Raw genomic sequence first — 20,815 nt, forward strand, 5'->3', positions numbered from 1 at the left:
CCTAGCAGTAGGGCGGCCAGCGATAGCCGGTCCAGGCCGACGAAGATCCGTGCCGAGGACTCAAGCGCCAACAAGGTGCCGAGGGTGTCGTGGAAATGCTGCTTGATCCGCAATGCCTCCCTGATGCTCTGCAGCGCCTCCTCCAGTCGGTTGGCTGCGATCTTGGTGCTCGCCAACGCCCACTGCGCGTGCGAGCTCAGCCAGAGTTCGCCGCGCTCCTTGCACACGAGCAGGCAGTCTCGCAGCAGGGACTCGGCCTCGTACAACTCCCCCTGCGCGGTCAGCACGACGGACAGCTCGAGGATGGCGGGAAGCAGCCCGGGGTTGAGCTCTTTGTTGTCGGTGTTGAACTCGATCGCCACGCCCAGCAGCGCGCTCGCCTTCTGCATGTCGCCTTGGAGCATGGCCGCCGTGCCCTGCATCTTGGAGGCGAGGATCACCGCCCGGGAGTCGCCCACCTGGACGGCTTCGGAGCTGCACCTCTCCGCCGCCTCCTGCCCTCCGACGCTGTCGCCCTGGGAGTTGCGTATGTAGGCGAGCACCCAGAGCGCCTTGCACCGCTCCTTGCTCGGGTTGGGGTTGGCATCCAGTGCCCGCTCCAGGTACAGGCGTCCCTCGCGGGCGAACCCGCAGCAGACCCACATGAACCAGAGGGACGACAGCAGCGTCAGCGCGAGGGGCCGCTTGTCCGGCGTCTTCAGCGCATATTCGAGGGCGATCCGCACGTTGTCGTGCTCCTGACGCATGCGGACGAACCAGTAGATCTGCCGTGGGCCCGACCAGGCGTCCTCGCCCCGCTTGGCCAGGCTCAAAAAGTACTCCAGATGCCGCTGGCGCATCTGCTCGGCCTCGCCGAGCTTGTCGAGCCATTCGTCGCCGTACTCGGCGAGGGTGTCTATCAGCTTGTAGCGCATGCCGGCGCCGTTATTCCTGATCATCAGGATGGACTTCTCGACCAGCTCCCCGATCAGGTCGGTGATGCGCTCGGAGGACAGGCGCCCATCTGAGCAGACGTATCGGGCTGCGTCCAGCTCGAAGTCGCTCGCGAACACCGACAATCGCGCCCACAGCAGTCGCTCCTCGGGAGCGCACAGCTCGTGACTCCAGCCGATGGCCGCACGTAGGGTCTGGTGTCTGGGCAGGGCTGTTCTGCTCGCGCCCGCCAGTAGGCTGAAGCGATCGGCCAGAAGCCCGAGTATCTGCTCCACGGACAGGGCGCGCAGGCGCACAGCGGCCAACTCGATCGCGAGCGGGATTCCGTCGAGGCGGCGGCACAACTCAGCGACGGTGCCGATGTTCTCCTCGTCGAGGGTGAAGTCGGGCACGCTTGCCCCGGCCCGAGCAGCGAACAAGCGGACGGACTCGTTGGTGAACAGGCTCTCCGCCGGATCGTCGCCTGGCACTTGAAGGGGCGGCACCGGCACCACCTGCTCGTAAGGCAGGTGCAACGACTGCCTGCTGGTGGCGAGAACTTTCAGGTGAGGAGCAGCCTCCAGCAACTCCTGCACCAGCTCGGCACATGCCTCCACAAGGTGCTCGCAGGTGTCGATGATGAGAAGCATGTCCCGCTCGCCAACCCACTCCGACAGTGACTCGGACTCCGCGCGAGAAGACTGGTCCGCGATACCGAGCGAAGAGGCAATGGTGTGCTTCACCATGCCGGAGTCCTGCAGCCGCCCGAGATCGGCGAACCAGACCCCGTCGGGATACTGTCCGCGCACCTGGTGGGCGAGCCGCAAGACAGTGCGGGACTTCCCGACTCCTCCGATGCCGGTCACGGTCACCAGGCGCGACTCGCTGAGGTGCCGTTTGAGCGTGGCAAGAAGGCGGGTCCGCCCGACAAAGCTCGTCAGCTCCGCGGGTAGATTGCCTTCTCGCCGCCAGCCGGATGCGGTGGCCATGGGCAGCCTCACGGGGGGTAGGCGACACCTGCCCTCGTATCGTACCGCCGACGATCGCGCCTGTCCTTGGAGCGGCGGACGCGTGGGTGTCGGTTTGTACGCCTCGGTAGCATGTCGGGCGTGAACGATTTCCCACCGGAGTTCCTCTCGGATGTCCTGCCGGAGCAGACGGCGGACGACACGGACGAGGGCTGGGGCGACCGGCGCGAGGACGACCCGGACGCCTTCTACCTCGACAACAAGCCGCCGCACTGGGCGTGACGCCGACCGGCGGCCACGTGCTCCGCGCAGCCACGCCCGCCGACTACGACTCCATCGCCGCCGTCGTGGACGCGTGGTGGGGCCGCCCGGTGCTGGCCTCGCTGCCCAGGCTGTTCCTCGACCACTTCCACGGCACGAGCCTGATCGCCGAGGGCCCGGCGGGCCTCGCGGGGTTCCTGATCGGCTTCCTGTCTCCGTCGGAGCGTGACGAGGCCTACATCCACTTCGTCGGCGTCGCGCCCGAGGCCAGGGCGGGCGGCCTGGCGCGCACGATGTACGAGCGCTTCTTCGACCTGGCCCGCCGCCATGACCGGCGCCTGGTGAGGGCCATCACCTCGCCCGTCAACGAGACGTCCGTCGCGTTCCACCGCCGCATGGGGTTCGAGGTGGGCGCGCCGGTCGCCGGCTACAACGGCCCGGGCACGAGCCTGGTCACCTTCGTACGGAGCCTCTGAAGTCACTTTACGTGACGCATAGCGCGCGGATCGTATGCGTTCCCCAGGAAACGGGAATGGCACACAATGATCACGCGCGCGAGGAGGACCGGTGGCCGTACGCCTCGACCGGAGGGGCCTGGCCGGCGAGCTGATCGCCGAGTTCGCCGGGACCCTGGTGCTGATCCTGTTCGGCACGGGGGTGGTGGCGCAGGTGATCGCGGCAGGGCTGGGCGATCACGACAGCATCGCCTGGGCGTGGGGGATCGGGGTCGCGCTCGGCGTCTACGTCGCCGGCCGCACCACGGGCGCGCACATCAACCCGGCCGTCACGCTGGGGTTCGCGCTGTTCCGCGGGTTCGCGTGGGCGAAGGTGGTGCCGTACTCGCTGGCGCAGACGGCCGGCGCCTTCGTCGGGGCCCTCATCGTGCGGTGGAACTACACCGAGGTGCTGGCCATGGTGGACCCAGGACACACGATCAAGACCCAGATCGTCTTCGCGACCCTGCCGGGCAACGGCACGCTGCCGGTGAGCCTGTGGGGCGGGCTGCGCGACCAGATCATCGGCACCGCCATCCTGATGTTCGTCCTCTTCGCCCTGTCCGACACCGCCAACCTGGCCCCCAGCGCGAACCTCGGCCCGGTCGTCATCGGCCTGCTCATCGTCGGGATCGGCATGGCCTACGGCGCGGACGCCGGCTACGCGATCAACCCCGCGCGCGACTTCGGGCCGCGCCTGGCGAGCTACCTCACCGGGTACGCCGGCGCGTGGCGCGACCAGTACGGCGACCTGTACTTCTGGGTGCCGATCGTCGGCCCGCTGGTCGGCGGCGCCTTCGGGGCGGGCCTCTACCAGGCGGCCATCGCCCCCTTCCTCCCGCCGGGCGAGGACCGCGACGCCGTCAAACCGTCGGACGCCTGAGGAGGGGCCATGCCGGAGTACGTGGGAGCCGTCGACCAGGGCACCACCAGCACCCGCTTCATGATCTTCGATCACGACGGCGCCGAGGTCGCCAAGTTCCAGCTGGAACACCAGCAGATCCTGCCGAGGGCGGGCTGGGTCGAGCACAACCCGATCGAGATCTGGACGCGTACCGCCGCGGTGATCCAGACGACGCTCCAGCGCGCCCGGCTGCACGCCCAGGACATCACCGCGCTGGGGCTGACGAACCAGCGGGAGACGACCGTCGTCTGGAACCGGCGCACCGGGCGCCCGTACCACAACGCGATCGTGTGGCAGGACACCCGTACCGACCGGATCGCCGCCGCGCTGGAGAGCGACGGCCGCGGGGACGTCATCCGCGACAGGACGGGGCTGCGGCCCGGGGCGTACTTCTCCGGCGGCAAGATCCAGTGGATCCTGGAGAACGTGGCCGGCGTGCGCGAGGCGGCCGAGCGCGGCGAGGCCGTCTTCGGCACCACCGACACCTGGACCCTGTGGCACCTCACCGGCGGCGTGAACGGCGGCGTGCACGTCACGGACGTGACGAACGCCGGCCGCACCATGCTCATGGACCTGGAGACGCTGGACTGGGACGACGAGCTGCTGTCGTTCTTCGGCATCCCGCGGCCGATGCTGCCCGAGATCCGGCCGTCGTCCGAGCCCGCCGCCTACGGGACGACGATCCCGTACGGGCCGCTCGGCGGCGAGGTGCCGATCACCGCCATCCTCGGCGACCAGCAGGCGGCCACCGTCGGTCAGGTCTGCTTCTCGCCCGGCGAGGCCAAGAACACCTACGGCACCGGCAACTTCCTGCTGCTCAACACCGGCACCGACCGCGTCCGTTCGCGGAGTGGGCTGCTCACCACCCCGGCCTACAAGATCGGCGACCGGCCCGCCGTGTTCGCGCTCGAAGGGTCGATCGCGGTGACCGGCTCGGCCGTGCAGTGGCTGCGCGACCAGCTGCACGTCATCACCTCCGCGCCGCAGAGCGAGGCGCTCGCCCGGCAGGTGGAGGACTCCGGCGGGATGTACTTCGTGCCGGCCTTCTCCGGGCTGTTCGCCCCGTACTGGCGGCCCGACGCCCGCGGCGCGATCGTCGGCCTGTCGCGCTTCAACACCGACGCCCACCTCGCCAGGGCCACGCTGGAGGCGATCTGCTACCAGAGCCGCGACGTCGTCGAGGCGATGCGGCGCGACTCGGGGGTCGCCCTGGACGTCCTCAAGGTCGACGGCGGGGTCACCGCGAACGACCTGTGCATGCAGCTCCAGTCCGACATCCTCGGCGTGCCGGTCAGCCGCCCGGTCATCACCGAGACGACCGCGCTCGGGGCCGCCTACGCCGCCGGGCTGGCGGCCGGCTACTGGCGGGACCTGGCCGAGCTGCGGGCGCACTGGGCGGAGGACCGCCGCTGGGAGCCCACGTGGAGCGAGGAGCGCCGCGAGGAGGCGTACGCCGGCTGGAGGAAGGCGGTGACCAGGGCGTTCGACTGGGCCTAGCTCACCACGTCCTTGCGGCGGAAGCGGCGGAAGGCGACGGCGACGAGCAGCGCCGCGTACGTGATCGAGATCGACGCGCCCTTGGCCATGCCGCTCCAGTCCAGCTCGGGGGCCAGCGCGTCGAGCCAGGCGTTGTTCCAGAAGGTGGGCAGGAACTCGCGCAGCACCCCCAGCGCCTCCACCGCCTGCAGGATGGTGCAGACGATCCAGAGGCCCACCGCGCCGCCGACCGCGCCCAGCGGCGAGTCGGTCATGGTGGAGATGAGGAAGGCGAGCCCGGCCACCACGAGCTGGCTGACCAGCGCGTAGCCGATGACGATGCCGAAGCGCGGCAGCACGTCCATGGCCGGGATGGTCTCGCCCGTGCCGGGCACCTGGATGTCGTTCCAGCCGAACGCCAGCGTGCCCGCGAGCAGCGCCATCAGCGGCAGGCAGATCACCGCCGCGGCCGAGTAGCCGAGCGAGACGATCAGCTTCTGCCGCAGCAACCGGTCGCGCGGCACCGGCGCGGCCAGCAGGTAGCGCAGCGACGACCAGTTGGCCTCGCTGGCCACCGTGTCGCCGCAGAACAGCGCCACCGCCACCATCAGCAGGAAGCTGGCCGACACCGACAGGGAGAAGGCGGCGAAGTTGAGGCCGCTCTCGGTCGCCAGGTCGGAGATGCGCAGCGACTGGCCCTGCCCGTTGCGCTGCGGCCCGAACTGGAACGCGATCACCAGGATCCACGGCAGCGCCAGCAGCAGCCCGAACATCACCATCGTGCGGCGCCGCTTGAACTGCCTGACGATCTCCACGCGCAGCGGCAGCGTGCGGTGGGCCGCGTAACCCGTCGCGACGGTCACGGCTTGTCTCCGATCAGGTCGAGGAACACGTCTTCCAGGCGCGGCCCGTGCCCGTTGGTGGTGGCCGCCGACGAGGTGAGCAGCCGCGACACCGGCCCGGCCGACACGAGCTTGCCCCGCTGCATGACCACGACGTGGCTGCAGGTCTGCTCCACCTCGGCCAGCATGTGGCTGGAGACGATCACCGTGCGGCCGTCGCTCGCGTAGCGCTTGAGCACCTCGCGCATCTCGCGGATCTGGGGCGGGTCGAGCCCGTTCGTGGGCTCGTCGAGGACGAGCAGGTCGGGCAGGCCCAGCATGGCCTGGGCGATGGCGAGCCGCTGGCGCATGCCCTGGGAGTACGTGCGCACCGCCCGCTCCAGCGCCTTGCCCAGCCCGGCGATCTCCAGCGCCTCGTCGAAGTGCGCGTCGGCGGCGGGCCGTCCGGTGGCGGCCCAGTACAGCTCGATGTTGTCGCGTCCCGACAGGTGCGGCAGGAACCCGGGCCCCTCCACGAACGACCCCAACCTGGACAGCACGGGCGCTCCGGGCGTCACGCGCTCGCCGAAGATGCGGATCTCGCCGTCGTCCGGCCGGATGAGGCCCATCATCATGCGCATCGTGGTCGTCTTGCCCGCGCCGTTCGGGCCGAGCAGGCCCAGCACCTGGCCCCGCTCGACGCGGAACGACAGCCCGTCGACGGCCAGCTCGCCGTTCCGGTACGCCTTGGTCAGCCCGCTGATCTCCAGCGGCACGTCCGCGTCGCCCGCGAGGCCCGCGTCCGCTCCTGTGGGGTCCGTGCCCGCCTGGCCGCCGTCCGTGCGGCTCGGGACGGCCGCGCGGCGCTTCCTGGTCCCGGTACGGCCGGTGGCCAGCAGGACCCCGGCCACGACCACGGCGGCCAGCGGCATGGCCCACACCCACCAGGCCACCCCGCTCGGGGGCGCGGCGAGCGTGCGCACGGTCGGCACCTTGAGCTCGGGCGAGGCCAGCGCCACCTGGTACGCGGCCGGCGTGGCGGGGGTCGCGAAGCCCATGTCCGTCGTGGTCACGACCAGCCGGAGCCGGTGGCCGGCGGCGAAGCGGTAGTCGACGGCGGGCAGGGTCACGGCGGCCTCCGCGCTCGCCGCGTCCTCGGGAATGGTCACCCTGATGGGCGCCACCAGCCCGGCGGGCAGCGCCGGCGGCTGGGCGCCGTCGGACACGTCGTACAGCTTGGCGAACAGCGTCACCTCGCCCTCGCCCGTCACCCTGATCCGCACCGTGGAGCTACCGGTGAGCTGGAGCGGAGCGGTGAGCGGCGCGGACTCGAACGCGGCGCTCTGGCCCGGCATGTCGATCGACACGCCGCCGCTCTGGCCGCCGCCCAGGAGGCTGCCGACGCCGGGCACCGTCGAGATCGAGGCGGGCGCGCCGCCGGGCGGGTTGACGATGTTCTGCTCGGGGCCGCTCAGCCGGACGGTGGTGGTGTCCGTGCCGGTCAGGCCGGGGTAGGAGCCGGCCTCCGGGTGCAGGCGGATGCGCTGGCGGGTGCCGGGGTCACGGCCGCCGTCGCGGGTCACCGTGAACGCGCTCACCGCCGGGGCCGACGTGTCGCCCTTGAGGTAGCGGGCGAACCAGGCGGAGGACTGCTCCGCCACCCACTCCGCCTCGCCGTCGCCGCCGTCGTGCCCGCCGTCGAACCAGGCCAGGCTCACCGGGGTGCCGGCGGCGGCGATGGCCCTGGCGGTGGCGTCGGCGTGGCTCAGCGGGAACAGCGAGTCGCGCTGGCCCTGGATGAGCAGCGTGGGCGCCTTGATCTGGTTCGCCACGGTGATCGGGCTCGACGCGCGCAGCAGCGAGACGGCCTCCGGCGTGGCCCGGCCGTTCGTGGCGACCTGCTGGTAGATGTCGCAGATGGTGGGCAGGAACCGGCCGCAGCGGGCCTGCTCGGGGGTCAGCGGGGCGGCGGCCTCGCGCCGGCCCAGCAGCGAGGATGCGTCGAGCGAGACGCCCTGGCCGAAGAAGATGCCCGCCCACATGCGCTTGAAGACGCCGCCCTCGGCGTCCTGCCCGATGGCGCCCGTGGCCGGGTCGACGGTGACGGTGCTCTCGGCGGAGGCGGCGCCGGAGGTGGTCTGGGTGGCCGCGTTGGGGAAGAGCGCGGCGGCGAGGTCCGACCAGGTGATCTGCGGCACGATCGCGTCGACGCGGTGGTCGAGGGCCGCCGTCATCAGCGCGATGGCGCCGCCGTACGAGCCGCCCGCGATGCCCACGCGCGGGTCGCCCGCGGCGTCCAGCCGCACCTCAGGCCGCTTCGCCAGCCAGTCGATCAGCTGCTTGACGTCCTTGACCTCGTAGTCGGGGGAGTTGAGCGCGATCTCGCCGGTCGAACGCCCGAAGCCGCGCGCCGACCAGGTCAGCACCGCGTACCCCTGCCGGGCCACGTCGATCGCCTGCTGGCGCACGCTCTGCTTGGTGCCGCCGAATCCGTGGGCGATCAGCACGGCCGGCGCCTTCCCGCCGTCAGGCGGCGGGAAGAAGGTCGTATCGAGCTCCACCCGTTGGTCGTCGTCCGGTCCGTCGACGACGGTGATTGTCTGGTCCTGACCCCGCACCTCAGGAGCCGACGGCCACACCAGCCACGCCGTCACCCCGATGAGGGCGAGGGCCGCCGCCAGCGCGGCCACACGCTTCATGCCGGTGAGCCTACTTTTCACACCTGAGAGATCGCTGAGACGCCGCGGGAGCCAGGAAAATCGGCGGCGGCGGGAGCGGGCGCTCGCCTACCCTTCCACCTCATGGACTACCGGGACGTCAACAGGGCCAACTGGAACGCGCGCGTTCCCATCCACGTCGCCAGCGACTTCTACGACGTCGAGGGATTCAAGGCGGGCCAGAGCCCGCTGCGGGCGTTCGAGCGGGAGGAGGTCGGCGACGTGTCCGGTCGCCGCCTGCTGCACCTCCAGTGCCACTTCGGCCTCGACACCCTGTCCTGGGCCAGGCTCGGCGCGGAGGTGACCGGGCTCGACTTCTCCGAGGCCGCCATCGAGCAGGCCAGGGCCATCGCCGCCGACTGCGGCATCCCCGCCCGGTTCGTCACCGCCGACGTGTACGACGCGGCCGAGGCGCTCGGCGGAGCGACGTACGAGATCGTCTACACCGGGCTCGGGGCGCTGGTGTGGCTGCCCGACCTCACCCGCTGGGCCGAGACGGTCGCCGGGCTGCTCGAACCCGGCGGCTTCCTCTACCTCGCCGAGTTCCACCCGTTCGCCGCCATCCTCGACGAGGAGACGGGCACCACCGTCGCCCACGACTACTTCGACCGCGGCCCCCACGTCTGGGAGTACCCGTACACCTACACCGGCAGCGAAATCCTGGAGCACCAGACCTCCGTGCAGTTCCAGCACGGGCTCGGCGAGGTGATCAACGCCGTGGTGGCGGCCGGGCTGCGGGTGGACTCCGTGCACGAGCACGGCCACACCCTCTACCGGCAGTTCCCCTCCCTGACGGGGAACCGGGGCGACTACCGCTTCCCGGAGGGCGCGCCGCGGATCCCGCTCATGTACTCCCTGCGCGCCTCGGCGTCCTGAGGCACCCGGGCGCACCTGGCACGACCTGCGAAACCGTAAGATGCACCTTCGTGAAGTCTCCAGCATCGTTCAAGAGGGCCGCCGCGTGGGCCCTGCCGTACTGGACCAGGGGCCAGGCGGGGCGCGAGACGCCGCAAGACCTGTTCAGGGTGCTCTATTTCGGCTGGCTGGTGGCGCTCACGCTCAAGCTGCTCGGATCGGCGTGGGACGTCTCGTGGCACTTCAAGTGGCTGCGCGACGACCTCGCCCCGCCCCACCTGCTCAACTCCGCGGGCACGGCCATCGCCGTCGCGCTGACCCTGATCCACGGCTACACGGGCTACGGCGCCGACAAGGCGGCGCTCCGGCTCATCCAGTGGGGCACCGGGATCTTCCTCATCGCGGTCCCGCTCGACCTGATCAACCACCGCGTCAACGGGCTCGACATCACCTCGTGGAGCCCGTCGCACATCATGCTGTACGTCGGGACGTTCTTCATGATCGCGGGCGTGATCCGCGGCTGGTTCATGGGCGCGCCGCCCGGCAGGGAGCGGACCGTCGTGCTCGGCGCGTTCTTCGCGTTCTTCCTGGAGAACGTGCACTTCCCCGAGCAGCACCAGGAGTACGGCATCCTGTCGATCGGCGCCTGGGACAACCACGTGACCTACGCCGAGCCGATCCTGCTCCGCTTCGCCGCCGACCAGATGGAGCGGCCGGTGGACCGGGAGATGATGATGGGCTTCACGCTGCCGGTGCCCGACGCGCTCTACCCCGTCTACGCGGTGGTCGTCGGCCTGTCCGTGCTGGTCGTGGCCAGGCTGCTGATCGGCAGGTTCGGGGCCGCGACGCTGGTGGCCGCCGCCTACGTGGGCTTCCGCACCGTGATCTGGCCGCTGCTGACCTTCACCGGCTTCCCGCCGTCGGCGGTGCCGTTCTTCCTGGTCGTCGCGGGGCTCGTGGTGGACCTCGCGTTCCTCGTGCGCGTGCCCGCCGTACGGGCCGTGCTGGGCGCCGCCGCCGGGACGGCCGCCGCCTACGCCGCGCTCGCCGTCCAGAGCACGGTCATGGGCGCGGTGTACGGCGTGCTCAAGGGCCAGGAGGAACTGCTGGGTGCGCCGCCGCTCGTCCCGTCGTCGGCTGTCTGGGCGGGGCTCGGGCTGCTGGCCGTCTGGCTGGCCGCCGAGTGGGCCACGCGCCGGCGCGGGCCCCGCATGGTCGAGACGCCCGCCGTGCCCACCCCCGCAGGCGCCGCCGCACCAGGCTGAGCCCGCCCCAAGCGGGGGCTCAGGCGATGGAGGAGCGGGTGATCGCCACCGCCACGCCGTACGCCAACCCCATCACGCCCACCTCGGCCGCCGCCCAGCCCACCAGGGCGGTGGCCCGGCCGGCGCGGATGGCCGGTATCAGCCGGAAGCGGATGTGCGCGGCCAGCGGCACGAGCGCGGCCACCAGCGCCGTCTTGACCAGCACCAGCACGCCGTAGTGGCTGGTCAGGAGCGCGCCGGGCAGTGTCACGCCGGGTGTGAGCGCCATCGTGCCGAGCCCGGTGATCAGCCCCGACCCGGCCACCATGAACACGCACACGGTGGCGATCCTGGAGAACCTGGGCAGCGCCACGGCCAGCAGGTGCGGGTGCGGCGCCACGAACACGGCCGTCGCCACCATGCCGCCCGCCCACGCCGCCGCGCCCATCACGTGGATCTCCATCGAGACCATGATCGGGTCGTGCCAGACGGAGTTCACGGCGTGGCCGGTGACGGGGATCGGCAGCAGCCCGAACAGCGCCACGATCACGCGCAGCTCGGCGGGCACCTTCTCGCCGAACCGCACCGCCATCAGCCCGATCCCGGCCGCCGCCAGCGCGCACGCCGCGCTGAACAGCAGGCCCTGGCCGGTGCCGACGCTCTCGACGTAATCCGCGATCATCCCGAACGTCGGCACGCCGCCCGGGTTGAGCTCGGCCGTCTGGAACACGATGGTGAGCAGCGCGCAGATGGCCCAGGCCCAGGCCGCGATCACGGCCAGCGGCCGGACCCTGAGCATGACCGGCTCGGTGCGCTCCGGGTCGTTGAACCCGAGCAGCTTGGCCACCAGGCTCAGCCCGACCACGGCCACGGCTGAAAGGTCGAGCAGCACGCGCACGATCGGCAGCCCGACCGACACCAGCGGGCCGGGCATGGGGATGCCGGGCACGGCCTGCTGCGCGGTGAACGTGCTGGCGGCCACGGCGGCGACGAGGGCGCACACGCCGAACGCGCCGGCCACCAGCCGGCCCTCGCTCATCCGGCGGGGGACGGTGGGCGCGGAAACGCTCACGCCCGCCTCCCCGCGCCCGCCTCCGGCTGGCGACCCTCGGATGACGAAAGGTCCTCAGCGGCGGGATGCGTCCCTGCATCCGGGAGGTCCGCCGTGGTGGGACGCGCCTCCACATCCGGGAGGTCCTCCGTGGTGGGACGCGTCCCCGAACCTGGACCGTCCTCCGGGACGGGGCGAGGCCCGGAGCCCTGGACACCCTCGGGGGCCGGAGGCGGGCCGGACGCGGGCTGGGCCTGCGCGGCGAGGGCCGGACGGGAGCGGCGCAGGGCGACGGCGGTGCCGGCCGCGAGCAGCAGCAGGGCGCCCACGATCCACACCACCGCCATGCCGGCCCCGCCGCCCGCGGCCGCCTCCGCCGCAGCCGCGTCCTTGGCCGCCTGACGGGGAGGGGCCTGGCCGGTGGCGGGGGCGCCGGCGGCGCCGGGGGACAGGGTGAAGGTGATCTTGCCGGTGACCGGGTGGCCGTCGGCGGACAGGATCCGGTAGCCCACCACGTACGCGCCGCCCGCCGGCAGCGGCTTGACGCGGACGGACACCCGCTCGGCCGCCACCTCGGCGCTGCCGTCCGCCCACGAGGACCCGTCGGCGCCCGTGACGCCCACCTGGGCGTAGCCCTGGCGTACCGCCTGGTCGAACACCAGCGTCACCCGCGAGGGCGCGGCGTCCAGCGTGGCCCCGTCCTTGGGGTCGCTGCCGACCAGCACGTTGTGCGCCTGGGCCGCGGGCTGCGCGACCCAGGCGGCGGCGAGGGCGAGCAGCAGGACCGTGATGAGCCGCCTCAAGGATCAGAACCTTCCAACGATGACATCGAACCTGTATATGGTGCCATTCATGACCGACCTGTTCGGCGGCGCTGCGTCGTACTACGCCCGCCACCACGTCGGCCATGGCGACCTGGCCATCGAGCACCTGGCGAAGACGTTCGGCCGCGACGCCACCGTACTCGACCTTGGGCGCGGTCCCGGCACGGTCGCGATCCGGCCGGCGCCGCGGTGGAGGCGTTCGAGGACGCGGCCAGGAGGGCGCTGCTCGCGCTCGATCCCTCCGGCAGGTGGGGAGCACGGGGTGGCCACCGAGGTCCTGATCGCCAGGCGCGCGCGGAGCGAGCAGGCGCCGGCAGGGCGGGTCACAGCTCGTCGGCCGAGAGCCCGAGCTCGGCGGCGGCGGCCGTGCGGATCAGCACGTTGACCCGGCGTCTGGACAGCACCTTGGGATGGACGTGCGTCTGGATCGCCAGCCCGTCGACGAGCGCGAGGATCCGCCACGTGGCCCCGTCGGGGTCGTTGCACGCGAACTCGCCGGAGGCGACGCCCGACTCGATGATCTCCCGTAACAGCACGCGGCCCTGGGAGTCGATGCGCCGGGAGATCGCCTCCAGCTCGGGGTTGCGCACCGCCTCCGACCACGCCTCGATCCACAGCCGCCAGCCCTCGGTGGGGGTCGCCGGCGAGCAGAGCCGCAGCAGGGTGCGCAGCCGGTCGAACGGGGTGGCCGTGGAGCGTTCGATGGCGATCAGCGCCTCGAGATGCTGGCGGGCGGCGTAGGCGAAGGCCTGCGCGAACAGGCGTTCCTTGCTTTCGAAGTGGTAGAAGAGCAGCGCCTGGCTGACGCCGGCGGCTTTGGCTATGTCGATGGTACGGGTGTGCCCGAACCCCTGATCCGCGATGACCTCGCAGGCCGTCTTCAGTAAATCCGTACGCCTTAATCGGCTGAGCCCTGATGTCACTGCGGGTCGCTCACCTTTCCGAAGCCTCTTGTGGGGTCGAAAGCGTGTCATACCCACCATCAGTCTTGTCGTATCGGTATGCGCAGGACGAAGCGGGCGCCCGTGTCGGAGTCCTCGATCTTGAGGGTGCCCTGGTGGGCCCGCGCGATCTCGCGGGCGATGGGCAGGCCGAGCCCGGTGCCCCCGGCGTCGCGGCTGCGCGCGGCGTCCAGCCGGGCGAAACGCCGGAAGACGACCTCGCGCTGCTCCGGCGCGATGCCCGCCCCGTCGTCGATCACCTCGAGCACGGCGTCGCAGTCCCGCCGCACGGTCACGGTGATGGTGCTGTCGGCGTGCCGCTCGGCGTTGTCCAGCAGGTTCGTCAGCAGGCGGGCCAGCCTGAGCCGGTCGCCCGTGACCACCACCTCGGGTTGCAGGCTGGTGACGATCCTCTTCGCGCGCGGCCTGGTGGTCTCGGCGGCGACCAGCTCGGCCAGGTCGACGGCTTCCAGCCGCCCGGGCGCGCCGGCGTCGAGCTTGGTCAGGGTGAGCAGGTCGGCGACGATGTTCTGCAGCCGGTCCAAACTGGCCTTGAGCCTGACGCCGGTCTCGCACCAGTCGGTCTCGTCGGGGACGAGCATGGCCATCTCGAGCTCGGCGCGCATGGCCGTGATGGGGCTGCGCAGGTCGTGGGAGGCGTCCGAGGCGAACCTGCGCTGCTGCTCCATCGCCGCCTCCAGCCGCGCCAGGGTCCGGTTGGCGGCCTCCGCGAGCGCCTTGATCTCGTTCGTGTTGGCCGGCACCGGCACGCGCATGGCCTCCTCGCCGGAGGTGATCGCGTTCAGGCGTTCGGTGATCTCGTTCACCGGCGCGAGCGTCCTGCACACCACCCTCGACACGCCGAACCAGGTGATCGCGATCAGCAGTGCCGACAGGCCGGAGGCCAGGCCGATCACGGCGGGGTTGACGTACCAGGGCGCCGAGGGGTTGAAGGCGTAGACGAGCCAGTTCCCGTCCGGGCGGCCGGCCCGGGCGACGGCCACCACCTGGCACTCGCCGCCGAGCTGCGGCAGGTCGCACACCTCGTCGGAGCGGGTGCTCATGTCGGGGTCCGGGAGCAGGGTGGCCAGGCGCGGCTCGCCGATCAGGTTGGGAGTCGAGGACGCCACCCGTCCGGACGGGTCGATGACCTGCAGGCCCTTCACCGCGGGGGTGACGACGGGGGGCGGCTTGTTCTCCCGCACCTCGTGGGCCCAGCGGCGGGAGACGCTCAGCACCTCTCTCGTACGGGAGTCGAGCGCGACGTTGTGGCCCACCCACAGCACGGCCGCCATGGCCCCCAGGCACAGCACGGCCATCGCGACGCTGGCCCACAGCGCCAGCCGCGCGCGGATGGAGCGGTCAAGCCGTGCGATCACCTCAATCCCCCCGTGACCAGATGATCACAGTACGTGCCCCCGGCTCCATTTAGCGGAGATTCAGCGACAAATCACGCTAAAGGCCTCCAGAACAAGGCTCTATGCGCCGTCCGGCGGCCTGGTTAGAGTAAGTGAGCACTGATTGCCAAGGAGTCGATGTGAACCTTGCCGACTATCGACGCGCCGCCAGGGCCTGGCTGCAGGCGAACGTCCCGGCGGACGGCCACCCGGAGACGGACCCGATCGCGACGGCCAAGGAGTTCATGGCCAAGCTCCACGACGCCGGCTACTCCGGCATCACCTGGCCGCGGCAGTGGGGCGGGCAGGGGCTGACGCAGGCCGAGGAGCGCGCGTTCGCCGCCGAGTCCCGCGGCCACGCGCTCCCCACGTACGTCTTCTCGATCGGTCTCGGCATGACCGGGCCCACGCTGGTCGACCGGGGCACCGACGCGCAGCGCGAGCGCTTCCTGCGGCCGCTGCTGCGCGGCGAGGAGATCTGGTGCCAGCTCTTCTCCGAGCCCGGCGCGGGCAGCGACGTGGCGAGCCTGCAGACGAGGGCCGAGCGCGACGGCGACCACTGGATCGTCAACGGCCAGAAGGTGTGGACCTCGGTCGCCCACCACGCCGACTGGGGCCTGCTGCTGGCCCGCACCAACGTGGACGTGCCCAAGCACAAGGGGCTGACCATGTTCGTGGTCGACATGCACCACCCCGGCGTGACGGTCCGGCCGCTGAAGGACATGAGCGGCAGGGCCAACTTCAACGAGATCTTCTTCGACGACGTGCCGATCCCCGACGAGCACCGCGTCGGCGAGGTCGACGACGGCTGGAGCGTGGCCGTCACGACGCTGCTGCACGAGCGGCTGTCGATCTCGGCGGGCGTCGGCATGGGCGGCCAGAAGGACGACCCGACCTCGCTGGAGGCGCTGCGCACGTCGGTCGACACCGGCGACCCGCTGGTCCGCGACGAGCTCGTGGAGCTGCACATCCGCGACCGCGCGCTGGCGCTGTTCAACCAGCGGCTGGCCCAGGAGACCGAGGCGGGGATCTTCCCCGGCGCCCGGGGCAGCGCCGCCAAGCTGCTGCTGGCCGAGCTGACCATGTACCGCGCCGACCTCGCCACGCGGCTGGCCGGCCCCGAGTCCGTGCTGGGCGACCATCCGCTCGCCCGCGCGATCTCGATGGCTCCCGGCATGTCACTGGGCGGCGGCACCAACGAGATCATGCGCAACATCGTGGGCGACCGCGTGCTCAACCTGCCGCCGGAGCCCCGGGTGGACAAGAACGTGCCGTTCAAGGACCTGAAGGTGGGGACGCAGGGGTGAAGCTCGTACTCGACGAGGAGCAGCGGCAGCTCCGCGAGGCCGTACGCGCGTTCCTGCGCGCCGCCTCGCCGCTGCCCAAGGTGCGCGACGGCTACGACCCGCAGGTGTACGCCAGGCTCAACGGCGAACTCGGCCTGTCCGGGCTCATCGTCGCCGAGGAGTACGGCGGCGCGGGCGCGGGCCTGGCCGAGCTGGCGGTCGCGCTGGAGGAGACGGGCGCCACCCTGCTGCCGGGCCCGTTCCTGGCGACCGCGTTCGCCGCGATCGCCCTGGCGGCCACGCCCGACAAGGAGCTGCTCGGCGGCATCGCGGAGGGCCGGGTCACGGCCACGCTCGCGTTCCGCGCCGGGGCGTCCGGCGGCCAGGGCGTTCTTGACCTCGACGGCGCCGCCGCGCGCGGCACGCTGGAGCGGGTGCTCAGCGGGATGGAGGCGGACGTGCTGGTCGCGCCCGCCCGCCTGCCCGACGGCGGCACCGCCCTCGTGGCGGTGGACCTGGCCGGCCCCGGCGTCGCCAGGACCCCGCTGGAGAGCCTCGACCTGACGCGCGGCCAGGCGCGGGTGGCGCTCGACGGCGCGCCCGCCCGCGTGCTCGGCCCGGCCCCCGAGGTCGGGGACCGGCTGTGCGTCGCGCTGGCGGCCGAGCAGCTCGGGGTGATGCGGGCCGCCCTGGAGGCCATCGTGGCCTACGCCAAGATCCGCGTCGCGTTCGGGCGCTACATCGGGTCGTACCAGGGGGTCAAGCACAAGCTCGCCGACATGTGGTGCAAGCTCGAACAGGCCGAGTCGATCGTCAGGTACGCCGCCTGGGCCGCCGACGAGTCGCCTGACGAGCTGCCCGAGGCCGCCGCGCTCGCCCAGGCGTACGTCGGCCGCGCCTGCTTCGAGGTGGCACGCGACCACCTGCTGCTGCACGGCGGCGTCGGCTACACCTGGGAGCACGACGCGCACCTCTACTACAAGCGGGCCAAGGCGGACGAGGTGCTGCTCGGCCCGCCCCGCGTCCACCGGGCCCGCCTCGCCGACCTGCTGGAGCTGTGATGGACGTCAGCGGGCTGCCCGGCTTCTACGCCATCGCCGCCGCCGACCCGGGCCGCCGCGCGGTGATCGACGCCGACGGCACGGTGACCTCCTACGGCGAGCTGCTCGCCCTGGTCAACCAGGTGTCGCACGGCCTGCGGGCGCGCGGGCTCGGCACCGGCGACGTGGTGGCGGGAGTGCTGCCCAACGGCCTCGACGCCGTCGTCATGCTCATGGCGACCGCGCAGACCGGGCTCTACTACGTACCGATCAACTGGCATCTGACGGCGTCCGAGGTGGCGTACATCCTGGACGACTGCGACGCCCGGCTGGTGGTGGCGGGGCCCGGCTTCGACGTGCCCGGCGCGGAGACCGGGACGGCCGCCCTGGCCGCGGGGCAGCCCACCGGCGCGCCCGGGGAGCGGACGTCCGGGGCGGTCATGTGGTACACCTCGGGCACCACCGGCTTCCCCAAGGGCGTGCAGCGGCCGCTGCCGGGCGGCGAGCCCGAGCAGCTGGTGCCGCTCTACACGTGGTTCCTCGGCGAGGTCGTGGACCTGCGGCCGGGCGACGAGACGCACCTGGTGACCTCGCCGATGTACCACTCGTCGCCGTGCGCGCACACCCAGTTCGCGCTGCATCTAGGCCACACCGTGGTCATCGCGCCCCGGTTCGAGCCGGTGACCATCCTGGAGCTCATCGAGCGGCACCGGGTGAGCAACGCGATGATGGTGCCGACCATGTTCCACCGCATGCTGCAACTGCCGGAGGACGTCAGGGGCAAGTACGACGTGTCGAGCCTGCGCCAGGTCATCCACACCGCCGCCGCCTGCCCGGTCGCGGTCAAGCGGCAGATCATGGAGTGGTGGGGGCCGGTGCTGTACGAGTACTACGGCTCGACCGAGTCGACGATCGCGTTCGCGGTCAAGCCGCACGAGTGGCTGGCCAGGCCGGGCACCGTCGGCAGGCCCGCGCCCACGTTCGAGGCCAAGATCGTCGACGAGGCGGGCATGGAGCTGCCGCCCCGCGAGCCCGGCATGATCTACGTGAAGTCCGGCATGGGAACGTTCGAATACCGCAAGGACCCGGCGAAGACCGCCGCCAGCATGATGGGCGAATGGTATTCGCCGGGTGACATCGGCTTCCTCGACGAGGACGGCTATCTGTTCCTGTGCGACAGGCGTACCGACCTGATCGTCTCCGGCGGGGTGAACATCTACCCCGCCGAGATCGAGGCCGCCCTGCTGGAGCACCCGGCGGTGGCGGACGTGGCCGTCATCGGCGTGCCCGACGAGGAGTGGGGGCACAACGTGGTCGCCCTCGTCCAGCCCGCCGAAGGGGCCGAGCCCGGCCCCCGGCTGACCGCCGAGCTGCTGGAGCACTGCGAGCCGCGTATCGCCAGGTTCAAGCGGCCGAAGGTGATCGAGTACCGCTCCCGGCTGCCGCGCACGCCCACGGGCAAGCTGTCGCGCTCGAAGGTGCGCGACGACTACCTGTCGGAGCAGCCGAACACCAGCTCGTCGCTGTAACCCCGGCCGTCGCCCAGGTAGAAGCGCGTGGAGAGGGTACGCGCGGCCGTGTCGAAGACCGTGGTCCACAGGGTGCGGAAGGGCAGCCCTGGGTCCTCCTGCTGGCGCACCGCGCGCAAGCTGTCGCGCAGGTCGTCCGGCGACATGGCGACGCCCTTGCTCCGCTCGTGCAGCGCGCGCAGCCGCCCGTACGTCCGGAACGTCGCCGGGCCGTCGGCGGGCAGGTCCATCGGGTCGGGGTGGCGGTGCAGCAGGTGGTTGGTGACGCAGAGCGGGCCGTCGCCGAACTCCACGATGTGCTCGGCGCCGTCCCTGCCCCGCTCCCACACGAACGCCTGACCGTTGGCGTCGGCCACCAGGTAGTGCAGGGGCATGCCGTGGTCGTAGTGCTTCGCGCCGAGCAGCGCCTGCTTGGCCTGCTCCACGTTCTCGCAGGTGTCGACCAGGAACCTGGGCAGCTGCACGCTCCCCACCCCCACCTGCGGCGAGACCTGCTCCGGCGGCGCGGCGTTCTCGATGTCGGCGACCAGCAGCATGACCGCCAGTCCCGCCTCGTTGACGCCGTCCATGCAGCCGTCGAGGTCCGACATGGTGATCACGGTCGAGGCGAGCCCCTCGTCCGGCACCGTCGTGATCACGTACGGACGCGAGGCCATGGGCAGTTCCCCCGGCCGGGGCTCGCCGCCCATGATCTCGCTGGTGGTCGTGGGGAAGAAGTCGTAGTTGCGGCCCGCCCTGCCGTGGCCGTCCGTGGCCGCCGACGGCGGCACCCACAGGGCCGAGCAGCCGGAGCCGTGCGGGACGAACCCCAGCCCGTCGAGGGCCAGCTCGTCCTGGTCGGGGTCCAGCCCGAGGGCCGCCGCCGCGCCGTCCATGCGGGCGTGGTGCTGCGGCCAGTACCGCTCGAACCACGTCCTGCGCGCCCGGCCCACCGTGGGATCCACCGGGGCCGGCGCCCAGCCCAGCCGGCGGGCCTCCTCGGTGAGCGCCCTGCCGATCTCGACCTGGTCGCCCTTGAGCGTGAGATGGCGGACGAGCTGGAAGTCGTCCTTGCCGCCCGCGACCTGCGTCATGTTCTTCATGTCGGGCAGCCTGCCGCCCCCCGCTGACCGCGCCCTGACCGCCCGCTGACCGCCCGCCGGTAGCGCTCGGACAGCCTCACCACGGCCTCGGCCAGCTCGGGCGGGTCGAGCACCTCGAAGTCCACCCCGATGAAGCCCAGCCACGCGGCCATCCCGTCCAGATCGTCGCCGCCCAGCTTCAGCAGGCAGGTGGCATCGTCGACCGGCTCGATCTCCGGCCCCAGCGACAGCGCGCGCAGCCGCTCGGCCGGAGCGTGCGCCAGCACCGTGCCGCTGTGGCGCCACATGGCCGTGTTGACGCCCTTCTCCACGTACGCCGCCACGTCGCCGTCCGCGGGCGGCTCGCGCGGCGTGAACCGGGGCCCGGACGGCGTGCGCGGTCGCACCCTGTCGACCCGGAACGTGCGCCAGCCGTCCCGCTCGACGTCGTACGCCACGAGGTACCAGCGGCCCCGCCGGTGCACCAGGCGGTGCGGCTCCACGTTCCGCACCGTCGTCCCGCCCTCGTGGCCGGTGTAGTCGAAGCGCAGCCGCTCGTGGTCGCGGGCCGCGTTCGCGATCGTGGTCAGCACCTCGGGGGACACCGCCGGGGTGCTGCCGGGGACCTGCCCGGGGATCTGCACCGTGTAGGCGTTCAGCGTGTTCACCCGGCGGCGCAGCCGCGACGGCAGCACCTGCTCCAGCTTGGCCAGGGCGCGCACGGAGCTCTCCTCGATGCCCTCCACACCCCCGCCCGCCGCCCTGCCCAGCCCGACCGCCATCGCGACGGCCTCCTCGTCGTCGAGCAGCAGGGGCGGCAGCGCGGCCCCCGCGCCCAGCCGGTAGCCGCCCGCCACCCCCGGCGTGGCGTGCACGGGGTAGCCGAGCGTGCGCAGGCGCTCGACGTCGTTGCGGATCGTCCTCGTGGAGACCTCGAGCCGGGCCGCCAGCTCCGGCCCCGTCCATTCCCGGTGTGCCTGGAGCAGGGACAGGAGCTTCAGCAGGCGGGCGGAGGTTTCCAGCATGCAGACCAG

At 71.9% G+C, this 20,815-nt stretch carries 18 protein-coding genes; 9 read left to right on the forward strand and 9 right to left on the reverse strand.

Going from position 1 to position 20,815, the window contains the following annotated elements; translation table 11 throughout:
• On the reverse strand, positions 1-1,901 hold a 1,901-nt coding region (locus FH608_RS25745), incomplete at its 3' end, for an ATP-binding protein (RefSeq protein ID WP_139633191.1).
• Between the two features lie 120 nt (positions 1,902-2,021).
• Between FH608_RS25745 and FH608_RS51670 the strand changes: the two genes are divergently transcribed.
• The 4 genes from FH608_RS51670 to glpK all read left to right on the forward strand — a co-directional run bounded on the left by FH608_RS51670 (position 2,022) and on the right by glpK (position 5,036).
• Positions 2,022-2,162, forward strand: a complete 141-nt coding sequence (locus FH608_RS51670) for a hypothetical protein (RefSeq protein WP_193318648.1) — start codon at positions 2,022-2,024, stop codon at positions 2,160-2,162.
• Positions 2,163-2,179: 17 nt separating this feature from the next.
• On the forward strand, positions 2,180-2,617 hold the full coding sequence (locus FH608_RS25750) for a GNAT family N-acetyltransferase (protein ID WP_226899888.1): 438 nt from the start codon (positions 2,180-2,182) through the stop codon (positions 2,615-2,617).
• Between the two features lie 91 nt (positions 2,618-2,708).
• Positions 2,709-3,518, forward strand: a complete 810-nt coding sequence (locus FH608_RS25755; RefSeq protein ID WP_139633193.1) for an MIP/aquaporin family protein — start codon at positions 2,709-2,711, stop codon at positions 3,516-3,518.
• Positions 3,519-3,527: 9 nt separating this feature from the next.
• Positions 3,528-5,036: a glycerol kinase GlpK gene (gene glpK, locus FH608_RS25760; protein WP_139633194.1), complete on the forward strand. Its 1,509-nt coding sequence runs from the start codon at positions 3,528-3,530 to the stop codon at positions 5,034-5,036.
• On the opposite strand, the gene FH608_RS25765 is transcribed toward glpK, so the two are convergent.
• Both FH608_RS25765 and FH608_RS25770 read right to left on the reverse strand, forming a co-directional pair.
• Positions 5,033-5,878, reverse strand: coding sequence for an ABC transporter permease (locus FH608_RS25765; protein ID WP_139633195.1), 846 nt, complete (start codon positions 5,876-5,878; stop codon positions 5,033-5,035). The genes glpK and FH608_RS25765 overlap by 4 nt on opposite strands.
• The gene (locus FH608_RS25770) at positions 5,875-8,535 is read right to left on the reverse strand and encodes an alpha/beta fold hydrolase (RefSeq protein WP_193318622.1); all 2,661 of its coding nucleotides are present in this window, start codon (positions 8,533-8,535) and stop codon (positions 5,875-5,877) included. Before FH608_RS25770 ends, FH608_RS25765 begins: the two co-directional genes overlap by 4 nt.
• 102 nt (positions 8,536-8,637) lie before the next feature.
• Between FH608_RS25770 and FH608_RS25775 the strand changes: the two genes are divergently transcribed.
• Both FH608_RS25775 and FH608_RS25780 read left to right on the forward strand, forming a co-directional pair.
• A complete protein-coding gene (locus FH608_RS25775) occupies positions 8,638-9,429 on the forward strand; it encodes a class I SAM-dependent methyltransferase (RefSeq protein ID WP_139633196.1) in 792 nt (263 codons plus the stop codon).
• Positions 9,430-9,479: 50 nt separating this feature from the next.
• Positions 9,480-10,673, forward strand: coding sequence for a hypothetical protein (locus FH608_RS25780; RefSeq protein WP_226899889.1), 1,194 nt, complete (start codon positions 9,480-9,482; stop codon positions 10,671-10,673).
• A gap of 19 nt (positions 10,674-10,692) precedes the next feature.
• Here FH608_RS25780 and FH608_RS25785 read toward each other — a convergent pair whose 3' ends face one another.
• The 4 genes from FH608_RS25785 to FH608_RS25800 all read right to left on the reverse strand — a co-directional run bounded on the left by FH608_RS25785 (position 10,693) and on the right by FH608_RS25800 (position 14,847).
• On the reverse strand, positions 10,693-11,724 hold the full coding sequence (locus tag FH608_RS25785; RefSeq protein ID WP_139633197.1) for a copper resistance D family protein: 1,032 nt from the start codon (positions 11,722-11,724) through the stop codon (positions 10,693-10,695).
• Positions 11,721-12,506: a copper resistance CopC family protein gene (locus tag FH608_RS25790; RefSeq protein ID WP_226899890.1), complete on the reverse strand. Its 786-nt coding sequence runs from the start codon at positions 12,504-12,506 to the stop codon at positions 11,721-11,723. Before FH608_RS25790 ends, FH608_RS25785 begins: the two co-directional genes overlap by 4 nt.
• A 344-nt stretch (positions 12,507-12,850) precedes the next feature.
• On the reverse strand, positions 12,851-13,450 hold the full coding sequence (locus FH608_RS25795) for a TetR/AcrR family transcriptional regulator (RefSeq protein ID WP_226899891.1): 600 nt from the start codon (positions 13,448-13,450) through the stop codon (positions 12,851-12,853).
• 59 nt (positions 13,451-13,509) lie between these two features.
• Positions 13,510-14,847: a sensor histidine kinase gene (locus FH608_RS25800; protein WP_226899892.1), complete on the reverse strand. Its 1,338-nt coding sequence runs from the start codon at positions 14,845-14,847 to the stop codon at positions 13,510-13,512.
• 158 nt (positions 14,848-15,005) lie between these two features.
• Here FH608_RS25800 and FH608_RS25805 point away from each other — a divergent pair, with 158 nt between their 5' ends.
• Genes FH608_RS25805 through FH608_RS25815 form a run of 3 tightly spaced genes read left to right on the forward strand, consistent with a single transcriptional unit; the run spans position 15,006 to position 18,720 of the window.
• Positions 15,006-16,172, forward strand: coding sequence for an acyl-CoA dehydrogenase family protein (locus FH608_RS25805; protein ID WP_139633199.1), 1,167 nt, complete (start codon positions 15,006-15,008; stop codon positions 16,170-16,172).
• The gene (locus FH608_RS25810; protein WP_139633200.1) at positions 16,169-17,212 is read left to right on the forward strand and encodes an acyl-CoA dehydrogenase family protein; all 1,044 of its coding nucleotides are present in this window, start codon (positions 16,169-16,171) and stop codon (positions 17,210-17,212) included. The genes FH608_RS25805 and FH608_RS25810 overlap by 4 nt, the downstream gene beginning before the upstream one ends.
• Positions 17,212-18,720 carry an AMP-binding protein gene (locus FH608_RS25815; RefSeq protein ID WP_139633201.1) on the forward strand — a complete coding sequence of 503 codons (1,509 nt, stop codon included), beginning with the start codon at positions 17,212-17,214 and terminating at the stop codon, positions 18,718-18,720. The genes FH608_RS25810 and FH608_RS25815 overlap by 1 nt, the downstream gene beginning before the upstream one ends.
• On the opposite strand, the gene FH608_RS25820 is transcribed toward FH608_RS25815, so the two are convergent.
• Positions 18,681-19,802 carry a C45 family autoproteolytic acyltransferase/hydolase gene (locus FH608_RS25820; RefSeq protein WP_226899893.1) on the reverse strand — a complete coding sequence of 374 codons (1,122 nt, stop codon included), beginning with the start codon at positions 19,800-19,802 and terminating at the stop codon, positions 18,681-18,683. The two genes, FH608_RS25815 and FH608_RS25820, sit on opposite strands and share 40 nt — an antisense overlap.
• Positions 19,799-20,806 (reverse strand): helix-turn-helix transcriptional regulator, encoded by a 1,008-nt coding sequence (locus FH608_RS25825; RefSeq protein WP_139633202.1) that lies wholly within the window; start codon positions 20,804-20,806, stop codon positions 19,799-19,801. Before FH608_RS25825 ends, FH608_RS25820 begins: the two co-directional genes overlap by 4 nt.
• Positions 20,807-20,815 lie beyond the last annotated feature (9 nt).

The sequence above is a fragment of the Nonomuraea phyllanthi genome (assembly GCF_006334985.2).
Lineage (GTDB): Bacteria > Actinomycetota > Actinomycetes > Streptosporangiales > Streptosporangiaceae > Nonomuraea > Nonomuraea phyllanthi.

What these genes read in the sequence shown, in the direction of transcription:
- FH608_RS25825 (WP_139633202.1), bottom strand. Translation starts at nt 20,806, where the DNA reads ATGCTGGAAACCTCCGCCCGCCTGCTGAAGCTCCTGTCCCTGCTCCAG.
- FH608_RS25815 (WP_139633201.1), top strand. Translation starts at nt 17,212, where the DNA reads ATGGACGTCAGCGGGCTGCCCGGCTTCTACGCCATCGCCGCCGCCGAC.
- FH608_RS25775 (WP_139633196.1), top strand. Translation starts at nt 8,638, where the DNA reads ATGGACTACCGGGACGTCAACAGGGCCAACTGGAACGCGCGCGTTCCC.
- glpK (WP_139633194.1), top strand. Translation starts at nt 3,528, where the DNA reads ATGCCGGAGTACGTGGGAGCCGTCGACCAGGGCACCACCAGCACCCGC.
- FH608_RS25820 (WP_226899893.1), bottom strand. Translation starts at nt 19,802, where the DNA reads ATGAAGAACATGACGCAGGTCGCGGGCGGCAAGGACGACTTCCAGCTC.
- FH608_RS25770 (WP_193318622.1), bottom strand. Translation starts at nt 8,535, where the DNA reads ATGAAGCGTGTGGCCGCGCTGGCGGCGGCCCTCGCCCTCATCGGGGTG.